Here is a 14,611-nt window from a genome sequence, read left to right on the forward strand (position 1 = left end):
CTCTTTAAGACCAAGCTACCATTTTTTTTGTATTTTGTAATGATCAACCTTTTAAAACCAACAAAAATGACTTTAAAATCAGAAATTAAGCCACCTGCTTGGTTTTGGATAATTACCGTACTTGCTCTTTTATGGAATCTAATGGGCGTATCCGCCTACTTAATGGATGCCTTTATGAGCGTTGAGGATTTAGGCAAACTACCACAGAACCAAAGACTACTTCATGAATCAAGACCTATATGGGTTACCTCTGCCTACGCCATTGCCGTTTGGGCGGGTGCTCTAGGGTGTATCGCCCTGTTATTTAGAAAAAAATGGGCAAAGACACTTCTATTGATTTCGCTAATTGGCGTCCTTGCCCAAAACGTATATCAGTTTTTCTTGAGCAATACTTTTGAAGTTTACGGGGCTAATGCCATATACTTACCTATAATAGTCATCGTTGTAAGTTTTGCACTATTTTTATTTGCGAATTCTAGTGTTTCTAAAGGGTGGATTTCATAATATTGTTGGTAAGAGTTGTTTAGGTTGAAAAACAAGACTTTGACGTTTAGTTTCTATTATTGATTAAAAAAATTATAGTTTATACCAAGATTAACAAAGCATATTGCACTTTAACGATTATTTTAAATAAAGTAGGAAAAAAGGCGTTTTTTAGTCTCCTTATTTCAACCGCTAACCTCTGGAAAACAAATTTTTATGAAGTTTATTTTAAAAATATTCCTAAAAAGAACAATAAATGTTTCTATTGCTGTTATTGCCGTGCTCATTGTATTCAATTTTTACGGCCTATACACCAATACATTTTATTTGCTCAAACCTAACAACTACATATTTCCGTTGTTGAGCCTGTCACATATTACCTTTTTATATGTGTTATGGTTTAAAATTAAAGAAGAAGAACTAACTGACCCACAGATGCGTAATATAGAATATATTCTATATGCGGTTTTTGGGGTATATGTTTTCAAAACTATAGAGTCCTTAGTTATTCTTACGAGTTATTCAGAATTTGAAAACCATATTATACCAGCTAGTTTTATACCGATGGGGATATTGATATTTATATTACACTTGTTTTTATTAGGTCTTACCCTATTAGCTATCAAATACCGTAGAGATATGGTCGGAGCCTATGTATTTGATGACATGAACCAACAAATCGATTCTTGGGAATAACTACCCAGTTATTCTTTTATAAATACAAAACCCCGTTTTATAACGGGGTTTATTTTTTGAACAAAATAGCAATTGTTCATAATACAATGACAATCTAATGGTTATTTGATTACAATCTTCTTTGTAACTGTTTTACCATTTGCCTGGCTAATTCTTAGAAGGTATAAACCCTCATGGCACTGATTGAACATTGAGAGCAATTTTCTTATCCTCAACTTGACTAACACCACTATGTACTGGATTTCCTGCGGTGTCGAATATAGAAACATTAACACTACGAGAAGTAAAGTCAGGCAAAGAAACATTCAACACATCTAAAGCTGGTATTGGATACGCTTTTGACACCGTTTCTACTACTGGAGTTTCCTTACGAACCACTTCTATAGGGTTCGATAAGTCATAACACCCGACAAGGTCATTGGCGTTAAGTCCCATCTCCGCACCTTCCAGTCCGTCTTCATAACGCAGGTGCCAGATCAAGCAAGTGCCTGCACCAGCGCCATCAAAATCTACGCCTTCAACAGCAGCCAAAGATGGTGGGATGCCTAAAATATTCCCTGCCTCATCCGTGATTACGAAAGTACTGTTCTTTCCTGAATGTTCACCTGTAATGGCTATTCCGCTGACCATGTCCGGAGTTCCGTCTACATAAAATTCAAAAGGACCACCGGTCAATGTTCCCGCATCTGTCTTTGTACGTACTACCATAATCGGGTTCGATAGGTCAAAATCACCCTTTAAATCATTGGCGTTGAGTCCCATTTCCGCACCTTCAAGGCCATCTTCATATCTCAGGTACCAAATCAAGCAAGTGCCCGCTCCCGCTCCATCAAAGTTTACACCTTCTAAAGCATCTAATGTTGGTGGAAGTCCAAGAATTTTACCGGTATCATCTGTAATAACAAATGAACTGTTACTGCCCGTCGCATCACCACTCATACTGATTCCCGATACCATATCTTCCGTACCATCTATACAGAAATAGAAAGGTCCATCGGAAAGTTCCCCGGCTTCGACCATCATTTTCTCCTTACGAACCACTTCTATAGGATTGGATAAGTCATAACACCCGACAAGGTCATTGGCGTTAAGTCCCATTTCCGCACCTTCAAGTCCGTCTTCATAACGCAGGTGCCAGATCAAGCAAGTACCTGCACCAGCTCCATCAAAGTCAACGCCTTCTACTGCAGCCAAAGATGGTGGGATTCCCAATATATTTCCTTCCTCATCCGTAATTACGAACGTACTGTTCTTTCCCGAACGTTCTCCTGTAATGGCTATTCCGCTGACCATGTCCGGAGTTCCGTCTATATAAAATTCAAAAGGACCACCGGTCAATGTTCCCGCATCTGTCTTTGTACGTACTACCATAATCGGGTTCGTTAGGTCAAAATTCCCTTGTAGGTCGTTCGCGTTCATTCCCATCTCGGCACCTTCTAGTCCATCTTCATATCTCAGATACCAGATTAGACATGTACCCGCTCCCGCTCCATCGAAGTTTACGCCTTCTACAGCTTCCAGTGTTGGAGGAAGTCCAAGAATCTTGCCCGTATCATCCGTAATTACAAAGGAACTGTTACTGCCCGTCGCATCACCACTCATGCCGATTCCAGATACCATATCCTCTGTACCATCTACGCAGAAATAAAAAGGCCCTCCGGAAAGTTCTCCGGCTTCGACCATCATTTTCTCCTTACGAACCACTTCTATAGGATTTGACAGATCATAACATCCAACAAGGTCATTGGCGTTAAGTCCCATCTCTGCTCCTTCTAGTCCGTCTTCATAACGCAGGTGCCATATCAAGCAAGTACCTGCACCAGCGCCATCAAAATCTACGCCTTCAACTGCCGCCAAAGATGGTGGGATGCCCAATATATTTCCTTCCTCGTCCGTAATTACGAACGTACTGTTCTTTCCCGAACGTTCTCCTGTAATGGCTATTCCGCTGACCATGTCAGGAGTACCATCTATATAAAATTCAAAAGGACCACCGGTTAACGTTCCGGCATCTGTCTTTGTACGTACTACCATAATCGGGTTCGATAGGTCGAAATCACCCTTTAAATCATTGGCGTTCATTCCCATTTCCGCACCTTCTAGTCCATCTTCATATCTCAGGTACCAGATTAGGCAAGTGCCCGCTCCCGCTCCATCGAAGTTTACGCCTTCTACAGCTTCCAGTGTTGGAGGAAGTCCGAGTATCTTGCCCGTATCATCCGTAATTACAAAGGAACTGTTACTGCCCGTCGCATCACCACTCATGCCGATTCCAGATACCATATCCTCTGTACCATCTACGCAGAAATAAAAAGGCCCTCCGGAAAGTTCTCCGGCTTCGACCATCATTTTCTCCTTACGAACCACTTCTATAGGATTTGACAGATCATAACATCCAACAAGGTCATTGGCGTTAAGTCCCATCTCTGCTCCTTCTAGTCCGTCTTCATAACGCAGGTGCCATATCAAGCAAGTACCTGCACCAGCGCCATCAAAGTCAACGCCTTCAACTGCCGCCAACGATGGTGGAATACCCAATATGTTTCCATCCTCGTCCGTGATTACGAACGTGCTGTTCTTTCCCGAACGTTCACCTATAATGGCGATACCGCTGACCATGTCCGGAGTACCGTCTATATAAAATTCAAAAGGACCACCGGTTAAAGTTCCTCCATCCGGTTGGTTTCGATATACCTTAACAGAATTAGAAAAATCATAATCCCCTTTTAGGTCAGAAACATTCATACCACCTTCTAGGCCTTCCAAACCGTTCATATAACTTAGATGCCATATAAAACAAGTTCCTACTCCAGCTCCATCAAAATTTACAGCTTCTGGATTAGGTGGAAGCCCTAATATTTTACCTGTTTCATCAGTAACTACCCACTGTGAATTTTCACCGCTATTTCCACTAACGGCAACTCCAGAAACGTGGTCCGGATAATTATCTCCAACGCAAAACTCAAAAGATTCTCCGCTAATTTCTCCTCCATCAGAACCCTCATTTATATCATTTGCCTTAATTTTAGGAGACACTAGGAGTGTCACTAAAGTCAGCAAAAGTACAGACCAGGACAATGCTCGAGGTCTGTTGTTCGCACTCAAACAAAATAGTAGTTTTCTTTTCATAATAACGTGTTTTTAATTTGTACCCAAACTAATTGTTATATTGAAGCGAGAAATCACAGAAAGCTAAACTTTTGGACTAATTCCGTGATACTTTTGTGAACATTTCCCACATAAACATTAGGTTATCAATAATTTTAGGGTTTCATAGGTTATTATAGCCCCTTGCCTACCGTTTGTCTATTTTAGACTTCCCGTGATAACTATGTGATACTTTTTAACGTCATTCGTACTCTGAATTATGAAAGAAATATTGATTATAGAAGATGATCCAGAAATCATCAAACTCTTAGAGATTCACCTTACCGATCTTATTTATAAGACATCTAAGGCAATGGATGGCGCCGAAGGTTTGCTAATGGCTCTTAACCATGATTACGACCTTATACTTTTAGATCTAACACTCCCCAGCATGGATGGAATTGAAATCTGTAAAAAGTTAAGAGCCGAAAAAAACACGCCAGTTATCATGCTAACGGCTAAATCTGAAGAGATTGATCGTGTCCTTGGACTAGAAATAGGTGCTGATGATTACATCACAAAGCCCTTTAGTATTCGAGAGTTATTGGCCCGTATTAAAGCTGTAATGCGTCGTACAGATGCACAACAGGTCAAAACTGAAAGTACTGATACAATTGCTTTTGAGGGACTTTTTATTGACATTGACAAAAGAAAAGTGCTCTTAAACGATACTAAAATTGAGCTTTCCCCAAAGGAATTTGAACTTTTGGTATTAATGGCTTCCAACTGGACGGAACTATTCAAGAACAGAACTCCTGAACATGATATGGGGGTATAATTTTGAGGGTTACGAACATACGGTTAACTCGCACATTAATCGTTTACGAGCCAAAATTGAATCTGATATGGCCAACCCTACCTTTATTCTCACAACTTGGGGTGTTGGTTATAAGTTTAATGAAGACATCTCACTATGAGCCAGAAAGAAAAAACTTTGACACCCAAGCTAATCAAAAAACTTTGGTTGGCCTTTATACTTCTTGTTTTACTAATGGGGTCTTCTTATATATTTATCACTGGCTATTTTGCCAATAAATATAGCCAAGAAACCACTCAAAGACTCAATGCCGATGTGGCTAACCATGTAATTGCCGAAAAATTCAAAGATGCTTCTCCATTCCTTGAGGATGGTAGCGTCAATAAACCTCTTTTTGGTGATTTAATGCATGATATGATGGCCGTAAACCAAAGTATTGAGGTCTATTTATTAAATGAAACGGGAGAAGTTCTTTATTCTGTAGTGCTTGATCATGGAGATAAAAGTTCTACCAAGAGTGTTTCATTAACTCCTATAGAATTTTTCATTAAAAATAAAGGCGAGCGCTTTGTTCTAGGTGATGACCCACGTAATATTGGAGAACAAAAGATATTTTCAGCAGCACCCTATTCTGTAGATGGTCGTGAAGGATACGTTTACATTGTGCTTGCCGGTAAAAAATTTCAAGAAGTAAGTGACAATCTGTTAAATCAATATTTTACCAAATTGGGAATTGGAGCAACCCTATTAACCATGCTGTTTTCTTTGGTTATTGGTCTTTTGGCTATTTGGTTCTTGACTAAAAATTTACGGTTAATTACAAAGACGGTCCGTAAGTTTCATGATGGGGACTTGCAAGCACGTATAGCAAATCCTGAAAATTCTGATATTGAAGTGTTTGCTAACTCCTTTAATGAAATGGCCGATAGTATTGTTGGCAATATGGATAAGATGCAATCTGTTGATTTGTTACGAAGAGAATTGATTGCCAATGTCTCACACGACCTTAGAACACCACTTGCAATTTTAAAGGGATATATTGAAACATTACAGATTAAAAACGACTCGCTTACAGAAGAACAAAAACAAGAATACTTACAAATTACGCATGATAATGTAGATAAGTTGTCTAATTTAATTAATCAACTTTTTGAATATTCTAAATTGGAAGCGGAACAGGTAACTCCGGTAAAAGAGCCTTTTTCCATCACTGAACTTTCTCATGATCTAATTGCTAAATTCAGGGTTTTAGCAGAAAAGAAACAAATTGACCTTCAGTTAGACAATCCAGAAGAAAATTGTATGGTTTTTGCAGATGTAAGCCTTGTAGAAAGAGCTTTGCAGAACTTGATTGAGAATGCGTTAAAGTACACACAGGCAAACGGCAAAGTCACCCTATCACTTCAGAAAAAAGGAAAAAATGTAGAGATAAACATTACGGATACGGGAACTGGTATTGCTGTGAATGAACAGCCTTTTATTTTTGACCGTTACAAACAGGTGGATAAAAGCGCTAAAAAACAAGGGTACGGGCTTGGTTTGGCTATAGTTAAAAAAATTATGGATTTGCATGATACAACTATCACTGTTTTGAGTAAGCCTAAGGAAGGGAGCTCTTTTATATTTCACCTACCCGCTTATCAAGTTTAAAATAAAAACTGAACACTATTTCATATTTAAATGAAGTGGTGTTCAGTTTTCATATTTAGCAAACAACAAAAAACATTGTTCTGCTGCTAAGTTCAATAAACTTTTCTATTTTCTTCTCTCCTATTTCAACCCTAAATCACTACCATCTGTAGCTTTTCCTTTTAAAGGAGAATCAGGACTTAATGAGTACGACGATTCATCTGTAAACTCAGGAGCTAAATCCCATTGGTTTTCTACAAGGTATTTCTGATCTCCGGTTACAACAAGTTTTTCAGAATTGCTTAGGGCATTATTACGCACTTTAACTATAGGCTCACCAACTACCAAATGCATTTCAATAGCCTTACTATCTTTAAAAATATTGTTTTTGATATCTGTTTCTTGTACCCCGTATAATGATATGGCAGATTTGTATTTGTTCTTCTTACCAAAACCAACATTGTCAAAAACATTGTGGTCTATCTCTAAGAAAGGGCCAAATGTACTCTCATCTTTACCTCCTCTATATAACCGTAACGCTGCTCCTTGCAGTTCGCTTATGGTATTGTTTTTCATTATGAAGTATTCCACATTGTAAGCTCCAATATCATCAGTCTCTTTATCTAATGCAGCAATGCTACCTGTAATTTTTTTAAAGGTCGAATTCTGAATACTAATGGTATCTGCAAATGTGCCTTTAGAAACTCTTAGCACATCAAAAGAATGGTTTACCACCATATCTTTAAACTCACAGTTATCAATAAATAATTTATAATTATCCAACATGGAATTTTTACTAGTACTTATAACCGAGTTGCCAGCGTAATCAGGAGATTTTGCGCCATCAAAAGTTATATTCTCCAAAGATAAACCACCTCCATCTTGGATTTCAAACGCCATCATTCTTTCAAACAAAATAGTTGCTTTTTCCTTTCCAACCGTTTTAAATGTTAGTGGGTGGCCTATTTTTACCGCTTTAGTTAGTAAGTATGTTCCACCTTCTTCTAATTCTATAATATCTCCAGCTTCTGATTTTTTAACGATTTCATATAAAGTATTGATACCGGCTTCTACTTTTAATGTTTTACCAGAATTTAATACTACATTTTTATCTGCTTTTGAATACCATACTATTCCGGTATTTTCCTTAGTGGCAATTTTTGGACTTATGGTAACCTTAGTTTTTATTTTCCTTGATGTAGGTACTAAAAAACCTTGCTCATTTTTCACTAATTTAATATTCGCATTTTTAAAACCAGACTTAATACTTGTTTCTGAGTTTTCACCTAAAATATTATCTTTAAAAGTAATCCCACTAATATCATCGTTAATAGTGAAAATGTCTTTCTTGCTATCATTATAAATAATATTCTCTGAAAATTCAGAAGTTCTTGGTGCTTGACTTCTTTCATCATCGTTACCTGCACCAAAAAGGATATTTTCACAATTGACAAACGTGTTGTTGTTTACCTTAGAATCAATAACCGGTACATAACGATTTGGTGGTGAATCCGGCACTCCGTTCATCATAACAAAGGCTCCTCTAAAACGGTATCCTGTTAAACCAATGTGGTAATTATTGATAACCGTTTGCGATTCATTAATAACACGCACACCTCCTGTACTTGGTTTTCCATTACCTATAAATACATTACCGTCTACTAAGGTTTCGTTTCCATGACGCATAGTTAAAGTACCTGTGCACTCAAAAAAGGTGTTGTATTTAAAGGTGTTTTGACAAGATTTATTTGAAATAATTTCGTGCTCGCCATTTGTTCTGTCAAAGTAATTAGACTCTACTAACGTATTAGAATTTTCTAGCGCATGATGACTAGTTCCGATTCTTAAGGTTTCACCACCATTATTACCATAGGTTGGTCGAGGACCAAAATAGTTGTGGTCTATTTGATGATTGTTTGCTCTACTATCTTCTGTGTCCAAACCAACAATCATGGTAACACCTAAGTTCTTTTTTCCTGAAATATGATTATGATCAATGCGGTTGTTTTTACCATATATCGTTATCCAATAATCCTGCACTTGACGTTCTGGATTATTAAAATTATCTATAACACATTCTGTTAAGCGGCTATTATTAGCCATCTCTTCTCTGCTTTTTCTAAAAGAGATTACTGCATTTGTTGGCGTGTATCCATTCTTAAAAACAAGACCTTTAACTATTAAATGGTTACCTGCAATTCTTAGATTAGAAGCTCCTTCTAAAGTTACTTTTCCTTTTTCTTCTACGGTAAGTGTAATAGGCTTTTCTGCAGTACCATTTGCTTCAAATAAAAGTTCTGCATCCATCCATGCGCCATTAGCGAGAACAATACTATCTCCATAGTTTGCACCTTTGGAAGTATTTCTTCAAACTCTGCTACATTCTTAACTGGCTTAGCTTGCTGTGCGGTAGCGAAAGAACAGCTAACCGTGATTAAAATTAACGAGAATATCTTATTTAAGTGTATCATAAAGTAAATTGGTTTACCAAACTGGTTTACCAAATGTACAGATATTTGCCAGACTCACAAATTTTTAACACAAAATCGGTGCATATTAGCCTTAACAACAAATATCCCCTTGCTGAAATTGTCGATATTATAAAGGTGAATTGACTTAGCACCATTTAGACATGTCTATTAAAACCACATCATAGCATTAAATAACAACTACCTGTTAGCCGAATTCTATTCTTCAATTGGCAATGTACCTTCACCTACAGTGGCTTCCTTGAACCAAACCTCTGCATAGCAGCCATTTGCATACTGTTTTGCTATATCTCCACCATACGTTTCGGAACCTGTACTCCAAACCATATTGTCCTCTGGAGATTTTCCATTAGTTTGATTGTATGCACCTTGTTTGAAATATTGAATTTCACCAGCATATGCATTTTCACGTTCAATTCCGTCACGACCAATAGACGCATACAAAGTCCATATTTGTTCCGGTATATCAGATTTTTTAGAGAAATCTGATTTCAATAAGTTTTTTGTGAATTTTACAGTGTCATGTGCTTCACTTGAAAAGGTTAGATACATTATACCTTTAAAGACGTTTATTTCATAACTAAACTCTTCTCCTAATTCAATACCGTTTTCAGGTTCTTCAGGATATGAAGTTGCGGTCTCTCCAACAACAGACATATCATTTCCCCAAATGGCTGTTGAATAATCCCATCTTTTTGAATTGTCTCCCTCTGTATTAATTTCATAATTCCAAAAAACAGAACCTTTTGTATGGTAAAACTTCTTGTAAAAGATTTTTATAGGTTCGTTCTCATGTCCTTCATCACTATGGATTTGCCCGACTACCACGGAATATGACGCGGCAACTCTAGCATCGCCTGAAGTAGATACATGCTGAACCTTTAGTGTACCGGTTAATTTACCTCCCGTTTCTGGTATCCAATGTTTTTTTTGCCCCAGTTCGGTTCTTGTGTTACTTGAAGTTCTTGAGGTAACCCCAGAGTTAGGTGTTTTATACACAACCCAATCCGCTTTATCATCCTTTTCAACATAGAAAAAATCTTTTTTCTCATAGTTCACTAATTCCTCAGAACGAGTTCCGTCACCCAAAAGAATTTTCCATTCGTCCATAAAAGGAATTACATCACTTGGATATTTTGTTTCCTTCTCAGTTTGAGCTGTTGCCTCTGAACTTGTATCCGGAGAGACTTTAGCATTGTTCTTACAAGCGAATAACGCTAAAACTGCCACTACCGTAAATACTGATTTTTTCATCTTCAAATTGATTTTACTCGATAATCGAGATTAAATGCTCCGAGGCTTGCCTCGAAATCAAAGTGTAATCCTTTTAATGCCTCTGGGCTCGCCCCGAGGTAGTTTACTAAAGAATACTTTATTAGTACATAAGTTTAAGTGGAAGGTTTTCTTCTACGATAAGCTCCCCCGAATTTGTAATTTTGTTATTCGCATGGGTGTTATTTTTGGCTCCCCATAAACGTGCAACGAATTTTACCGGATTATTCAGAAATTTATTTTCTGAAAGATTTACATTAATAATACCATAGGTGTTAAGTAAAATTCCGTCTTCTTCGTTGGCACCACAATTTTCAAAAGTGCTATTAGTTACAACTAAGTTTCCACCAACAGTAGATTCATCATAACCACCCCTATAATAATCAACTACATTTTTGCCAACATTCTCAAATTGACAATTCTCTATAAATATATTCTCTGCACTATATTCCCCACGATCATCGGTTTCTTCAGAAAGTTCCAAACCATTTGCACAGTTTTTTATAGAAGTAGATTTAAACTTAATATACTCGGAGAATGAATGTTTGTACGCTTTTAGAACATAATCAAAATTAAATATTTCGGAATCCACAACGGTCAAATTATAAAGACTGGACATGTTCTCTTTTAAGCTTGCGAACGCGTACTGATCTTTTGCGCCTATAAGGTAAACACCTTTAAGAGTAAGCTTTCCTTTAGGGTTCATTTTAAAAGCCGGTGTTATGGAGCACCATTATATTGAATAATAGCCTTGTTATTGACATCCGCTGAGCGTATGGTCAACATTTTATCAATTTTTAAAGAGGTTTTCAGCTTATACTTGCTGGAAGTCAGAACAATGGTATCTCCATTTTTTGCTTTCTGGAGCGTACTAACCAATTTGGAAGTTGAACTAACTGAATAAGTTTTGGGTACATAGTCATTAGCAGAATTTGGAGAATACCAATCTGGACCGTACTGAGATAGATCCATTAGATTCAGTTTTTCTGCCGGTTTACCTACAACCGCCCCAACTTCGTTTTTTTCCTCTCTTGAATTCCCAAAAAGGTCCTTTTTAATTAAATCAAATTCAAAACCATTGTAAAGTTCCGGACTGGATAAATCAGCCGATGGAATCCAAACATTTTCTTCCAATTCCGAAATTGAAAAATCTTCTGCTTCAATACCCGATATTTTATCAAATGAAACTCCTTGATTGTTAATGATATTACTTTCAAAATCAATTCCATCTAAAGAATCGTGAGCAATTACAACTTGCTCAACACCTTTATCATTGTAGATTAGGTTGTTGGCCACAATTGTACGAATAGGTCTTTCAGACCTGATTTCGCTAGCGGGAAGAATATCCTTTTGATCTACGTTAGAACCAACACTAAACTGCCAAGGAGAGCAATCAATGTATGAATTATAGGCTACCACTACATCTGTAACCTGTATATATCTATTTAAAGGTGATTTTTTAATACCGTTCATAATGGCCAACGGACTTCTGAACGTATCTCCTTTAAGGTCAAAAAAGTAATTGTTCGTTACCCAATGTCCTGTTCCAATAAGCCTCACTCCTCCTATTTGCTCAGAATTTTTATCGCCTATAAAATAATTGCCATCTATAATACAATAGTTACCGTGCCTTGTAACCACTGACCCTTCACTTTTATAGAAAACATTATTTCTAAATTCATTAAAGTTGGTTTTACTTGAAATAACTTCAACTTCGCCATTACATCTGTCAAAGAAATTATGTTGAACCAAGGTGTAACTTGGAGCCATTGACGTATAACTATTACCAAGCTGTATGGTTTCTGCACTTGGACCACCTTTTGGAGGTCTTGGTCCAAAATAATTGTTGGTGATTTTATGATAATTCTTTATGCTATGATTCCCTGCCAAATCAATTCTGACCGTTGGCCCTCTATTTGCCTTACCAGCAATATAACAACCTTCTAGCTCGTTATGACGCCCATGAAACAAAACCCATAAATCCGTTTGGTTTTTTTGAGGCTTATTATAATCCAAGATTACACTATTGGTAAGCTTGGAGTGATTGGCAACCGTATCTTTATTAATAGCAAACTCCACCACGGCATCGGAAGGAGAATAACCATTCGTGAAATATAAACCACTGACTACCAAATAATCTCCACCAAATTTTAAGTCAGATACTCCACTGATGAAAACTTTTCCAGCAGTTTCGGCTTTAAGCGTAATTGGATGCTCTTCTGTTCCATAACCTACAAATTTAATTTGTACATTCTTCCATTCGCCATTGGCCATTATGATCTCATCTCCAGGACTTGCACTACCTATTGCAGCATTCAATTCTGCTATGTTCTTCACATAAAAATCTTGATAATCAGGGATTTTAGTAAAGGAAAGTAATAAAAGAGCTGCACTAATTGCTAATAAACTAGTTTTCATCATTTAGGTGTATTGAGAGAGTTGTTCTATTTGGTTCTTTAAAATAGTTGAGAATTTCGAATACAGATTAAGTAACCACATCCAATTGCCATCTTGTCTAATTGGTTTACCAAACTGGTTTACCAAATATAGTTTATTTATCTTTCTAAACAAAGGATTTTGTCCTTACTCCTGACGATAACTAGTAACTCAAAACTTCATTTACTATTCCTATTTATCAATTCACCTAACTGCTATTGCCTAAAATTGATGTTTATCTGAAAGAAGAAACACTTGGTCTAAAGCTTCAAATTTTTTTATAAGGCTGATAGTTATATACTCATAACTTAAAATCCCTATCATGAAGTTTAAAAACCTACTATTTATCAGTACTTCCCTTTTGATTTTTGGCGCATGTTCTAGTGATGATTTGCAAATTGATGTCCCAGATACGGATACCGAGCAACCAGAAGAAGAAGAAGAAGAACAAGTTCCAGGAATGGTGCTCCTGAAGCATTCAATCTTGTAGCTTTAGATAATGGTGCAGCAGATATTGATTTAAATCCCACTTTAACTTGGGCTACCGCAACAGATCCAGATGGCGATGAACTTACCTATAAACTTTTTTTAGACACAACAGAATCTCCAGAAACTATTATAGCAGAAGATTTAACAACAAATGAGTTTTCTATAACTGAAGGCTTGGAACGAAACAAGGTATATTATTGGAAAGTAGTTGCCAGTGATGGTAATGGAGGTAAAACCGAAAGTACCGAAACTTTTAGCTTTAGCACTAAAGGCTATACGTTTTCTGAAACTGCTTTAACTACTAATGCGGAATTTAGCAAAAGAAGAAATCATAGCATTACGGAGTTTGATGGTAAATTATGGATGATTGGTGGTCAGAACGATAACTCAAATTACAAAGACGTATGGTCTTCTGTAGATGGAAAAACCTGGGAGCTAGTGGCAGAGGATCCTTTTGATTTTGGAGGAAAAAATAACCACACAGCTATTGTATTCAAAAATAAGTTTTGGATTATTGGTGGAGGTTTTAGTGATATCTGGTCCTCTACTAATGGTATAGATTGGGTACGGAATGATTTATCCGGTCCATTTGGCTCTAGAGAAGGTCATTCTACCCTTGTTTATGATAACAAGTTGTGGGTTATTGGTGGAACTAAGGTAACTGAACAAATGAATGATGTTTGGTATTCTGAAGACGGAATAACTTGGACAGAAGCAGCATCTAGCACACAGTTCTCACCACGTACAGACCATACTACGGTAGTATTTAATGATAAAATGTATTTAATGGGGGGAACTACAATTCAAGATTTCTCACCTTTATTCTATAATGATATTTATACGTCTACAGATGGCATAAACTGGACGGAAATAGCTACTGAATCTGTATTTGAAATTCGTGCTAATCATACCTCTTTAGTGTATGACAACAAAATGTGGGTCATTGGTGGCTGGCAAGCAGTAACGAATCAAGAAACTATGGAGCAAGACGTTGTTTCATTCGCAGATGTATGGTATTCAGATAATGGAACCGAATGGAATAAACTGAGCGGTAGCGATTCTTATACCGGAAGATTAGGACATGCCTCTACTTTTTTCGAAAATAAAATACTTGTTTCTGGTGGATTACATATTGACCAAGAAGATAATCTTAGATCTCACTACAATGACGTGTGGGTCATTGAATAATTATACTAACAACTAATAAAAAAAG

The 14,611-nt window shown here is 37.0% G+C and carries 12 protein-coding genes; 7 read left to right on the forward strand and 5 right to left on the reverse strand.

Translation table 11 applies throughout. The annotated features are described in order from the left end of the window. Positions 1 to 66 precede the first annotated feature (66 nt). Both Q5W13_RS21180 and Q5W13_RS21185 read left to right on the forward strand, forming a co-directional pair. Complete coding sequence (locus Q5W13_RS21180; protein ID WP_304444407.1) at positions 67 to 504, forward strand: hypothetical protein; 438 nt, start codon at positions 67 to 69, stop codon at positions 502 to 504. A gap of 195 nt (positions 505 to 699) precedes the next feature. Further along, the gene (locus tag Q5W13_RS21185; RefSeq protein ID WP_304444408.1) at positions 700 to 1,179 is read left to right on the forward strand and encodes a hypothetical protein; all 480 of its coding nucleotides are present in this window, start codon (positions 700 to 702) and stop codon (positions 1,177 to 1,179) included. 171 nt (positions 1,180 to 1,350) lie between these two features. On the opposite strand, the gene Q5W13_RS21190 is transcribed toward Q5W13_RS21185, so the two are convergent. Beyond that, positions 1,351 to 4,308 carry a T9SS type A sorting domain-containing protein gene (locus tag Q5W13_RS21190; protein WP_304444409.1) on the reverse strand — a complete coding sequence of 986 codons (2,958 nt, stop codon included), beginning with the start codon at positions 4,306 to 4,308 and terminating at the stop codon, positions 1,351 to 1,353. Positions 4,309 to 4,546: 238 nt separating this feature from the next. On the opposite strand from Q5W13_RS21190, the gene Q5W13_RS21195 reads away from it, so the two are divergent. The 3 genes from Q5W13_RS21195 to Q5W13_RS21205 are packed head-to-tail and all read left to right on the forward strand — an operon-like array spanning position 4,547 to position 6,733. Next, the gene (locus Q5W13_RS21195) at positions 4,547 to 5,104 is read left to right on the forward strand and encodes a response regulator transcription factor (RefSeq protein WP_304444410.1); all 558 of its coding nucleotides are present in this window, start codon (positions 4,547 to 4,549) and stop codon (positions 5,102 to 5,104) included. Next, positions 5,088 to 5,243 (forward strand): winged helix-turn-helix domain-containing protein, encoded by a 156-nt coding sequence (locus Q5W13_RS21200; protein ID WP_304444411.1) that lies wholly within the window; start codon positions 5,088 to 5,090, stop codon positions 5,241 to 5,243. The genes Q5W13_RS21195 and Q5W13_RS21200 overlap by 17 nt, the downstream gene beginning before the upstream one ends. Then, positions 5,240 to 6,733, forward strand: a complete 1,494-nt coding sequence (locus Q5W13_RS21205; protein ID WP_304444412.1) for a sensor histidine kinase — start codon at positions 5,240 to 5,242, stop codon at positions 6,731 to 6,733. The genes Q5W13_RS21200 and Q5W13_RS21205 overlap by 4 nt, the downstream gene beginning before the upstream one ends. A 120-nt stretch (positions 6,734 to 6,853) precedes the next feature. On the opposite strand, the gene Q5W13_RS21210 is transcribed toward Q5W13_RS21205, so the two are convergent. From Q5W13_RS21210 to Q5W13_RS21225, 4 genes are all read right to left on the reverse strand, one after another. Beyond that, positions 6,854 to 9,019, reverse strand: coding sequence for a chondroitinase-B domain-containing protein (locus Q5W13_RS21210; protein WP_304444413.1), 2,166 nt, complete (start codon positions 9,017 to 9,019; stop codon positions 6,854 to 6,856). Between the two features lie 380 nt (positions 9,020 to 9,399). Then, positions 9,400 to 10,455, reverse strand: a complete 1,056-nt coding sequence (locus Q5W13_RS21215; protein ID WP_304444414.1) for a polysaccharide lyase family 7 protein — start codon at positions 10,453 to 10,455, stop codon at positions 9,400 to 9,402. A 121-nt stretch (positions 10,456 to 10,576) separates the two neighbouring features. After that, positions 10,577 to 11,179: a hypothetical protein gene (locus tag Q5W13_RS21220; RefSeq protein WP_304444415.1), complete on the reverse strand. Its 603-nt coding sequence runs from the start codon at positions 11,177 to 11,179 to the stop codon at positions 10,577 to 10,579. A 14-nt stretch (positions 11,180 to 11,193) separates the two neighbouring features. Continuing rightward, positions 11,194 to 12,894, reverse strand: a complete 1,701-nt coding sequence (locus Q5W13_RS21225) for a chondroitinase-B domain-containing protein (protein WP_304444416.1) — start codon at positions 12,892 to 12,894, stop codon at positions 11,194 to 11,196. Between the two features lie 337 nt (positions 12,895 to 13,231). Between Q5W13_RS21225 and Q5W13_RS21230 the strand changes: the two genes are divergently transcribed. Then, positions 13,232 to 13,399, forward strand: a complete 168-nt coding sequence (locus Q5W13_RS21230; RefSeq protein ID WP_304444417.1) for a hypothetical protein — start codon at positions 13,232 to 13,234, stop codon at positions 13,397 to 13,399. A gap of 173 nt (positions 13,400 to 13,572) precedes the next feature. Continuing rightward, positions 13,573 to 14,586: a Kelch repeat-containing protein gene (locus Q5W13_RS21235; RefSeq protein ID WP_304444418.1), complete on the forward strand. Its 1,014-nt coding sequence runs from the start codon at positions 13,573 to 13,575 to the stop codon at positions 14,584 to 14,586. Positions 14,587 to 14,611 lie beyond the last annotated feature (25 nt).

This window comes from Zobellia laminariae (assembly GCF_030553095.1).
Taxonomy (GTDB): domain Bacteria; phylum Bacteroidota; class Bacteroidia; order Flavobacteriales; family Flavobacteriaceae; genus Zobellia; species Zobellia laminariae.

Coding starts and splice junctions, on each gene's coding strand:
- Q5W13_RS21230 (WP_304444417.1), top strand. CDS start 13,232: ATGAAGTTTAAAAACCTACTATTTATCAGTACTTCCCTTTTGATTTTT.
- Q5W13_RS21210 (WP_304444413.1), bottom strand. CDS start 9,019: ATGGATGCAGAACTTTTATTTGAAGCAAATGGTACTGCAGAAAAGCCT.
- Q5W13_RS21215 (WP_304444414.1), bottom strand. CDS start 10,455: ATGAAAAAATCAGTATTTACGGTAGTGGCAGTTTTAGCGTTATTCGCT.
- Q5W13_RS21200 (WP_304444411.1), top strand. CDS start 5,088: ATGATATGGGGGTATAATTTTGAGGGTTACGAACATACGGTTAACTCG.
- Q5W13_RS21190 (WP_304444409.1), bottom strand. CDS start 4,308: ATGAAAAGAAAACTACTATTTTGTTTGAGTGCGAACAACAGACCTCGA.
- Q5W13_RS21180 (WP_304444407.1), top strand. CDS start 67: ATGACTTTAAAATCAGAAATTAAGCCACCTGCTTGGTTTTGGATAATT.
- Q5W13_RS21185 (WP_304444408.1), top strand. CDS start 700: ATGAAGTTTATTTTAAAAATATTCCTAAAAAGAACAATAAATGTTTCT.
- Q5W13_RS21225 (WP_304444416.1), bottom strand. CDS start 12,894: ATGATGAAAACTAGTTTATTAGCAATTAGTGCAGCTCTTTTATTACTT.
- Q5W13_RS21195 (WP_304444410.1), top strand. CDS start 4,547: ATGAAAGAAATATTGATTATAGAAGATGATCCAGAAATCATCAAACTC.
- Q5W13_RS21205 (WP_304444412.1), top strand. CDS start 5,240: ATGAGCCAGAAAGAAAAAACTTTGACACCCAAGCTAATCAAAAAACTT.
- Q5W13_RS21220 (WP_304444415.1), bottom strand. CDS start 11,179: ATGAACCCTAAAGGAAAGCTTACTCTTAAAGGTGTTTACCTTATAGGC.